General features: G+C 67.7%; 4 protein-coding genes. 3 read left to right on the forward strand and 1 reads right to left on the reverse strand.

All coding sequences use genetic code 11. The features are described from left to right. Positions 1-134: 134 nt before the first annotated feature. From A6A27_RS39185 to A6A27_RS39195, 3 genes are all read left to right on the forward strand, one after another. Positions 135-1,403, forward strand: coding sequence for an ABC transporter substrate-binding protein (locus A6A27_RS39185; protein ID WP_198940647.1), 1,269 nt, complete (start codon positions 135-137; stop codon positions 1,401-1,403). A gap of 62 nt (positions 1,404-1,465) precedes the next feature. Next, positions 1,466-2,434: a carbohydrate ABC transporter permease gene (locus tag A6A27_RS39190; protein WP_198940648.1), complete on the forward strand. Its 969-nt coding sequence runs from the start codon at positions 1,466-1,468 to the stop codon at positions 2,432-2,434. Between the two features lie 107 nt (positions 2,435-2,541). Then, positions 2,542-3,330: a carbohydrate ABC transporter permease gene (locus tag A6A27_RS39195; protein WP_198940649.1), complete on the forward strand. Its 789-nt coding sequence runs from the start codon at positions 2,542-2,544 to the stop codon at positions 3,328-3,330. A gap of 61 nt (positions 3,331-3,391) precedes the next feature. Here A6A27_RS39195 and A6A27_RS39200 read toward each other — a convergent pair whose 3' ends face one another. Then, positions 3,392-6,535: an NACHT domain-containing protein gene (locus A6A27_RS39200; RefSeq protein WP_073839721.1), complete on the reverse strand. Its 3,144-nt coding sequence runs from the start codon at positions 6,533-6,535 to the stop codon at positions 3,392-3,394. Between the last annotated feature and the right edge of the window lie 383 nt (positions 6,536-6,918).

Below are 6,918 nucleotides of genomic sequence, written 5' to 3' on the forward strand. Positions count from 1 at the left end.
CGTATGTGGCGCGTTTCCAACGGTCTGAAGTTGGCCGACCCGGCCGCTGCGGCGGCGCGACGAAGCGACGCAGCGGAGCGACGCGAAGAGGAGCTGTGATGCGAGAACGACTCGGTTCGTCACTATCGGTTGCTGTGATCGGCACGTTGGCGCTTGTCGCGGGAGTCGCCGGGTGCGGCGGAGAGGACAGCGGCGGCGGAAAGCAGGCTCAGCCAGGCACCTTCGAGGGTAAGGGCCCCATCACCTGGGCTACCGGCAAGGACACGTCCGGCTACATCAAGTCGGCGTTGGACAAGTGGAACACGGACCACCCGAACGAGCAGGTACGGCTAATCGAGTTGCCCGAAGCCGCCGACGCGCAGCGCCAACAGCTGGTCCAGAATGCCCAGACCAAGTCGGACGCATACACCATCGTCTCCACCGACGTGGTCTGGACCGCGGAGTTCGCGGCCAACGGCTGGATCGAGCAGCTGCCCGAGAACGAACTCCCGCTGGACAAGCTGCTCAAACCGGCGATCGAAACGGCCAAGTACTTCAACAAGCTGTACGCGGCGCCCTGGCGCACCAACGGCGGGCTGCTGTTCTACCGCAAGGACCTGCTCGACGCCGCCGGGGTCACCTCTGCCCCAACGACCTGGGACGAGATGAAGCAGGCCTGCCAGAAGGTGCAGGCACAGAATCCAGGGATCGGCTGCTACGCCGGCCAACTCGAGAAGTACGAGGGCCTCACGGTCAACTTCAGCGAGGCCGTGCACTCCGCCGGCGGCGTCGTGGTGAACGACCAGGGAAAGCCGAACGTGAACACACCCGAGGCGAAGCAGGGCTTGGACTTCCTCGCGCAGGGCCTGTCGTCCGGGGTGATTCCCAAGGACGCCATCACCTACAAGGAGGAGGAGGGCCGGCGCGCCTTCCAGGACGGCAAGCTGATCTTCCACCGGCAGTGGCCGTACCAGTATGCCCTGGCGAACGCCACCGACGGCTCGAGCAAGGTCAACGGCAAGTTCGCGGTGGCCCCGCTGCCCGGATCGAGCGGCCCGGGCAAGTCCAGCCTCGGCGGCCTCAACCTGGCGATCAGCAAGTTCGGCAAGAACAAGGGCAGCGCACTCGAGTTCATCAAGTTCATCACCAGCGAGGCCGAGGAAAAGGTGCAGCTGGAGAAGACGTCGGAGGCGCCGGTCTACACCGCGCTGTACGACGACCCGGGTCTGCAGCAGAAGTTCCCGTACCTGCCCATGCTCAAGGCGTCGGTGGCGAACGCAGTCGCCCGGCCACGGGTGGTCAAGTACGGCGACACGACCCTCGCAATCCAGGAGGAGGCGTACGCGGCCCTGACCGGTAAGAAGTCCTCCGACCAGGCGCTGAAGGACCTCCAGAGCAAGCTCGAATCGATCATCAGCAAATAGCCGTGCCGCCGGGCCGGGGTGTCAAGCCCCGGCCCGGTACACCCCGGCAAGGAGGTCCCCAGGTGACCAAGACGACCTTGGTGGATGATCCGACCACCGCGAAACGCAGACTGCGCGGGCGGGGCCCCGGCCGGCGCGAGGGCGTGGGCGGGCTGGCGGCGTACCTGGTCTCGCCGTCCCTCCTCGTGCTCGGACTGGTGATCGGGTATCCGATCCTGTCCGCACTGCGGCTCTCGTTCGTCAGGTCGATCGAGGGCATCGACCCGAACACCGGCCTCATCACCCGCACGACGGCGTTCTCGCTGGAGAACTACACGAACATCTTCAAAGGTGATACCGGCAAGGTGTTTTGGAACGCCTTCTGGAACACGACCACGTTCACGGTCGTCACGGTGGTGATCGAGACCACGATCGGCATCTGCATGGCGCTGATCATGAACAAGGCGTTCCGCGGCCGCGGCTTGGTCAGAGCCAGCATTCTCGTGCCATGGGCCATCCCCACCGCCATCTCGGCCCTGCTCTGGCGCTGGATCTTCGCGGCGGACGGCATTGCCAACGACGTCCTCAACGCGAACGTGCTGTGGACCACCGAGGGGCTCCAGGCGTGGCTGGCCGTGGTGATCGCGGACACCTGGAAGACCGCACCGTTCATCGGCTTGCTGGTCCTTGCCGGAATGCAGATCATTCCCGCCGAGGTGTACGAAGCTGCCAAGGTCGACGGCGCGAGCGCCTGGCACACCTTCTGGCGAATCACCCTGCCACTGGTCAAGCCCGCACTTGTGGTCGCCGTGCTGTTCCGCATGCTCGACGTGCTACGGATGTTCGACCTGCCGTTCGTCCTCATCGGTCCACACAAGGCGTCAGTGGAAACACTGTCCATCCTGTCCTGGTACGAGATGAACAATCTGCGCTTCGGTCCCGCCGCAGCGTACTCGACGGTGCTCTTCATATACGTCGCGGTCGTCGCGTACGTCTTCGTCCGGGTCCTCGGCGCCGACATCGTCGGACGCGGAATTGAGAGGTCACGATGAGCCAGAGGAGTGGCAAGCTTCTCACCGCGAGCCGGCTGCCGGAGACAGCCGCCGTTGGGATTGGCAAGCAGCGGCACTGGCGGACCAACCCGCTGTACTACGTCGGCGTGACCGCGATCGTGTTGTACTGCCTGGCGCCGTTCTACTGGATGGTGGTCTCGGCGCTGCGGCGGCCATCCGACCAGTTCTCCAACTCTCTCCTGCCGGCTCCGCCGTCACTGGACAACCTCAAGGCGGCGTTCTCACCGGGGAACGGGTTCGGCCGTGCGCTGCTCAACAGCGTCATCGTCGCCGGCACGACAACGCTGCTTACCCTGATCCTCGGCGTCAGCGCCGCCTACGCCCTGGCCCGGCTGAACTTCCGCGGCAAGGGATTAATCCTCTCGATAATCATCGCGATGTCGATGTTCCCCGGGATCGCGGTCGTCGTGCCGCTTCTGCAACTGTTCACCGACATTGAGTGGATCAACAGCTACCAGGCGATGATCGTGCCGAGCATGAGCTTCGCGCTGCCGCTGGCGATCTGGCTGCTCACCGCGTTCTTCAAGCAGATGCCGTTCGAGTTGGAGGAGGCCGCGAAGATCGACGGGTGCACCCCCGCACAGGCATTCCGCAAGGTGATCCTGCCGCTGGCCGCGCCAGGGGTGTTCACCACCGCAATCCTGGTCTTCATCGCGGCGTGGAACGAGTTCATCATTGCGGTCAGCGTGGTGAACAAGAACGAGATGAAGACAGCGAACGTGATCGTGTCCCAGTTCACCGGGCAGTACCGGTTCGACCAGCCGTTCGGAACGCAGATGGCTGCGGGGGTTGTGGTAACGATTCCGCTCGTCATCGCAGTACTCCTGTTCCAGCGGCGGATCGTGGAGGGCCTCACGGCCGGTGGCGTGAAGTAGCGGCGGCACCGGGCATCGCCGCCCCTCCTCATCCTGTCGGCGAGCGCGGCACGGTCCTCTTCTACTTGCGCCACGCGGGGGCCATCCGCTCGGACATCTCCCGCCAGAACGTCCGCAGGTCCTGCCGGTTGACCGCCTGCCAGTCCGCCCGCCCGGGCGACCGGAGCGCGCGCCCGACGAGGTCGATCTGGTGGGCGCAGAATGCCTCGTCCATCTGGTACGGCAGCTCGTCGCCCTTCGGCGGCAGCGGGCACAGTCGAAAGGGGCAGTCATCGATGCAGGTCGCGCCGGGTTGTACGTCGTGGGCCTGGCGGCGGCTGAGGTTGACCCGCAAGGCGTTGCGGTCGATGGTGAGGCATGGCGGCAACTCGGCCCGGCTGGCCCGGGTGAGCCGGCGCGCCCGCTGGTCGTTGTCCCGTCCCCGGTCGGCGAGGTTGAGCAGCAGCATCACGTCGGCCAGCAGCCGTTGGGCCCGCGGTTCCAGGACGGCCCAGCCATGCCAGGGCGGCAGCCAGGAGGCCTGGTGCCGGCGGACGCCCGGCTGAGGGCTGACCGACCCGATCCGCCCGACGATCTCCCGCTCGTCCAGCCAGCAGTGCCGTTCCGGATGGCGGTCGATGAGCGCCTCGACGCACAGGTCCGCGACCTCGAGGACGAGGGGGTGGGCCGTACCGCTGCCGGGCTGCGGGGCGCGGAGCCCGGCCCCGGCGATGGAGGTCCAGAAGCCCACCAGGCCGCGCGGGTCCGAACCGTGACCCCGTTCGCGCAACGCCTCTCCGGGATCGCGGGGGAGTGCGAGCAGAGTGAGCGCCTGGATGAGCATCAGGTGGGAGTACCAGAATCGAGAGTGCCGCAGCGCCTTTTCGGCTTCCTCGATCAGAATGCTGCGGTGCGCCGGGTACGTGCGGCAGTTGGCCGCCATCCGGAACCCCTGCGCCAGGGTGATCTCGTAGACGCGGGCCCCCTCATGGAAATCGGTGGCCAGGCGGTCGACCCAGTGCCGCAGCGTATCCCGAGCCACGCCCTGCCAGTCCGGTTCGCCAGGGGTGTGTGCGGCGTCGGCGAAGAGAAACAGTGACGGAGCGAGCCAGGTCCGCAGCTCCTCCAGACGCTCCCGGCCCTGGGTGTCGGCCGCCTGAGGCGGCTGGTCGAGCAGGTCGCGCAGGGAGCGGATCGCCGCGTTGCCGCCGCTGGCGATCTGGCGGGCCGCGGTCAGCCGGGGCAGGTAGGACGTCTCGTACGCCATCATCTGGAACAGCTGCCGGTACTGCGGCGTGGGTGACTGTCCCCGGAGCCCGGTGGGCTCCGGGGGCCGGTCTCGTAGTTGCCGCGCGGCATCGCCGTACCGGTGCACCAGGGCGATCTTGGCGTCCTCGAGCGGACGGTCGGTGACCGAGCCGTCCCCCTGGAAGTTCGGCCAGGCCCCGAGGATCGCGTCGGCCAGTTTCCGGTGCGCCGTGTGTCCGCTGGCGGCGTCCATCTCCAGCGCAGCCGCGAACAGCTCCAGAGCTCGGGTGCGGTTGCGTGTCCCGGTCGCCGCGGCACAGAGCCGGTGAACGAGAACAACCGACCGGTCCCGGGTGGTCCTCGCGTCGCGGGCGCTCGGCGGCGCTCCCACCGTCTGACGGAGGGCGTCCCGCAGCCGGCGCAGGGTTCCGTGCCGCACCGGTGACGTCCGCCGTCCGTCCAGCCGTTCGAACGCGCCCGCGCTGCGGGTGTAGAGGGTGAGAGCGGCGAGCAGCTCCCGTCCAGGGCCGTGGTTCTCGGTGAAGGCGTGCTTCAGAAAGTCGTCGTCGCGCAGGGCCGCGGCGAGGTAGCGCGAGCCGAGGTACGCCTGGACCACCCCGTTCTGGAAACGCACGCCGTCCTGCCGTTTCACCACGATGTTCAGCTCCTCCCCGGTGGTCTCGGCGAGCCCGAGATCCTGCGGGTTGTCGGCACTGAGCTTGTGCAGCCGCGCCCGGAGCTCGGCCAGGATCCACTGCCGGCCAGCATCCTTCGCGCCGTCGGCGCTCATGATCTCGGTGGTACGTACCGACAGCCGGTTGTCCCGCAACCCGATGCAGGCGAGCGCGGAGAGCACTTCGATCGCGTCTGTCCGTTCGGTCTGCGGCATGCCGTAGTCCTCGTACAGGTCCCCGGCGACGATGGCAGCCCACCACTCCTCCAGCAGGCACCAGCGCAGCGCGGATCTGCCCTGGTCCGTCGGCCCGACCCGGTCCAGGCGGTCCACCTCGTGGAGCTGGCTGATGACCCGCAGGTAAAACGGTGAGTCGGCGACGTCGGCGGCCTTGACCAGCTCGGTGATCCGGTCCCACTGCTGGCCAGCGTCCGAGCGGTGGCTGCGGGCCTGCACGAACTCCAACGCGGCACCGATGGAGAGCGGCTCCAGTTGCAGCAGCAGTGCGTCCAACCCGCGCAGCGGATCGTCCGGCCGTGAAGCGACCACCAGGGGGAGCCGCTCGCGGACCGCGCCCCGCACCGCCTCGCGGAGCACGCTGTCCCGGTCGGCGGGCTGGCCGGAGTCGGCGAGCACCTCTTCCAGGCCGTCGGCCAGCACCACGATCCGGTTCTCCAGCCACAGCCGCCGCCACACCTTGTCGGCCTCGCCGGCGGCGCGCAACTGGCTGTCGATGGTCCTTTGGAACTGTTCGAGGGCGAGCTGGTGGAAGTTCAGCTTCGCCGGGTCCGTGACGGTGCGCAAATCGATCCCGACCGGCACGACGTCGCTGGCCATCAGCATCTCCGCGAGACGCACCAGGGTTGCGGTCTTGCCCGTGCCTATACCGCCCACCAGCAGCAGCGGTCGCCGGCGGTGCTCGTCGCGGAGCCTCTGGACCATCAGTTCGCACAGTTCGTCCCGGCCCACCACGTAGCTCGCACTGCTGTCGCGTTCGGCGGTGGGAAGTACCATCCGAGGATTGCGCAAGGCGTTGCGGTCGTACCAGCGCCGGACCGGGACGTATCGCCAGAACAGGAAGACCGCGAGGCCTAGCGCCAGGATGAGAGGCCCCCTGACGAAGCCCTCCACCTGTCCGCAGTAGTACGACCTCGGTGGATCCCCCGCACACCACTTCGATACCGGCAAAAAGCCGGGCTCGATGTTGAGGACCGTCAGGACCAGCGAGAAGACGGTCCACGCCACGAGCACCCCGGCGGTGGTGACGATCCCCCAGCGCAGCCCGCGGTGATGCCGCCAGCTCATCCGGTGGTCGGGCCGTTCGTCCGTCCGCCGGCGGCGGCTCCGCTCGACCTGCCGTTCGCGTCGAGTGCGCCACCTGCGCCGACGTTGGCGTATCCACAATTGGGTCGCCCAGACCGGACCACGTTTCGGCCCGCGCATGGACACCCCCACGATCCACATGGTTGGTACCGGCCACGAGGCGGTGATGCCCCTCCAGCCCAACGCTAGTGCTCGCAACCGGGGCCAGCGCCGGGTTCCGGCAAATGGGGGTGGGGCGGCGAGCAAGCGTCTGACCGGAAAATGAGCCTGACCACGGCGGGTCGCGTGCAGGGGCAGGCTGGGGGCGGCCGGTCCGGACTGATGTTGGTGGTGGTGTCAGACACCCCAGGAGCTGAGGTGTCAAG

The organism is Micromonospora sp. CB01531 (assembly GCF_001905095.1).
Classification (GTDB): domain Bacteria; phylum Actinomycetota; class Actinomycetes; order Mycobacteriales; family Micromonosporaceae; genus Micromonospora.